At 74.2% G+C, this 1,675-nt stretch carries 1 pseudogene; it reads right to left on the reverse strand.

Annotated elements, in window-relative coordinates:
• Window positions 1-29: 29 nt before the first annotated feature.
• A pseudogene (locus K6I34_RS36655) lies at window positions 30-1,675 on the reverse strand (hypothetical protein); the annotation flags it as partial.

Below are 1,675 nucleotides of genomic sequence, written 5' to 3' on the forward strand. Positions count from 1 at the left end.
GGTGTGGACGGTGTACGCGAGTGCGGTGGTCATGACGTGCTCCCAGTGGGTGGTGACTGGCGTTCGGTGCCGTCGGTTTCCCCGAGCGCGCCGGAGAGCTGGAGAAAGCCGTGCCGGGCGGACGGGGTGTCGTCCGTGAGGGCCAGCGGGGCGTCCGGGGCGGTCAGGGGATACGGGGACCAGCCCCCGGCCGCGGCCGGCTGGGCCCACCGCCAGGTACCGCGCCAGCCGGCGGGGCCGGGCATGACCAGGTGCTCGACGGGCGTACCGCCCTCCTCGGTGGCGGCCATACGGGTCCCCGCGAGGAGCGGCCCCATCCGGAAGGACAGCTTCATGCGGCCGAGGGGTCCTCGTACCCAGGTCGGCGGCAGCAGCAGGCGCCCCACGGGCAGGAGGTCGGTGACGGCGTGGACGGCCGCCCAGGGATCGGCGAGCAGCGTCACCCAGGCCGCGGCCTCGTCCGCGATCCTGGCGGGGCGCGCGACGGGGCGCGCGGGCAGCGCGATCTCCTGCCCGTCGATGGGCACCGTGTAGCCCGGGCTGCGGGGCTGCCGCCTGGGGGCCGTGTGCAGGCGGGTGTAGTCGGAGCCGAGGAAGAAGCCGACCAGCCCGTCGCCGAGCATGTCGGCGGCGCCCAGCCGGACGTTCCACAGGTAGTCGGTGAACTCCGGTGCGGGCGGGTTCGGGTCGACGACGTCGGCCCAGGACGAGCTCGTCATCGGCGGCCCGTTCAGCTCGAACTTCATCCGGGCGCGCAGCAGGGCCATGGGACGGCCCACGAGCGCGGCCAGGCTGTCGTCCTCCTCCCCCGCCGCGGTGGCGGACAGGGACTGGTCGACAGTGGCGAGCAGCTCGGCGAAGGCGTCCGGCCCGGCGGCCAGGAGCTCGGTGACGAAGCCGTACAGGTGGGGGTGCGCGGCGGCGAAGGCCCGGCCGGAGTCGCTGTCCGGACGGAGGTCGGGATACGGCGAGTCCGGCAGCGGGTCCCAGGCGGCCACCTGCTCGTGCGTGGTGTTCAGGGCCGTACGGATCTCGCCGAGACCGGTGCCGTCCGGGGCGTGGACGAGCAGCGACCGGGAGAGGTGGTTGGCCAGGAGCCAGCCGCAGACGGGGGTGTCGTCCGCCGCCTCGCGCGGACCCGCGTCCACGTCGACGCGCTGGTGGTCGTCCCGGGTGGAGACGAAGTCGAAGCGCAGCCGGGTGGGCTGGAGGATGCGCGGGGGCAGTGCGAAGTAGCGGTACGGGTTCTCGGGGTTCACCGGGATGTCGGCGGTGACGCTGTCGGCCGGGAGGATCGGGAAGTGGTCGACGTTGTCGGGGCTGATGATCGCGAGGGAGCGGCCGAACCGGTCGACGACGTGGAGCTGTTCGAAGGCGAGCTGGGCCGCCCTGACGGGCCGGAACCCCGGCCCCCCGCCGGCGGCCGGGCCGGGTTCGGGGACCTCGCTCAGCGGGACGCGGGACTCGCTGTTGTCGACGAGCCTCGCGAGAGCGTCGTCGTCGGGCACGAGATTGGTCGGAACGCTGTGCCGGGCCAGCCAGTCGTTGGTGCCGTCGATGCGCTGGGAGAGCAGGTCCCAGTCCTCGGCCTGCTCGCGGAGCTCGCGCAGCTTCTCGACGGGCCCTCGGGGGTGGGTGGCCGCGTGCTGGGCGAGGCGGGCGCGGGAGTTGAAGC

This window comes from Streptomyces sp. UNOC14_S4 (assembly GCF_020740835.1).
In the GTDB taxonomy this organism is placed as follows: domain Bacteria; phylum Actinomycetota; class Actinomycetes; order Streptomycetales; family Streptomycetaceae; genus Streptomyces.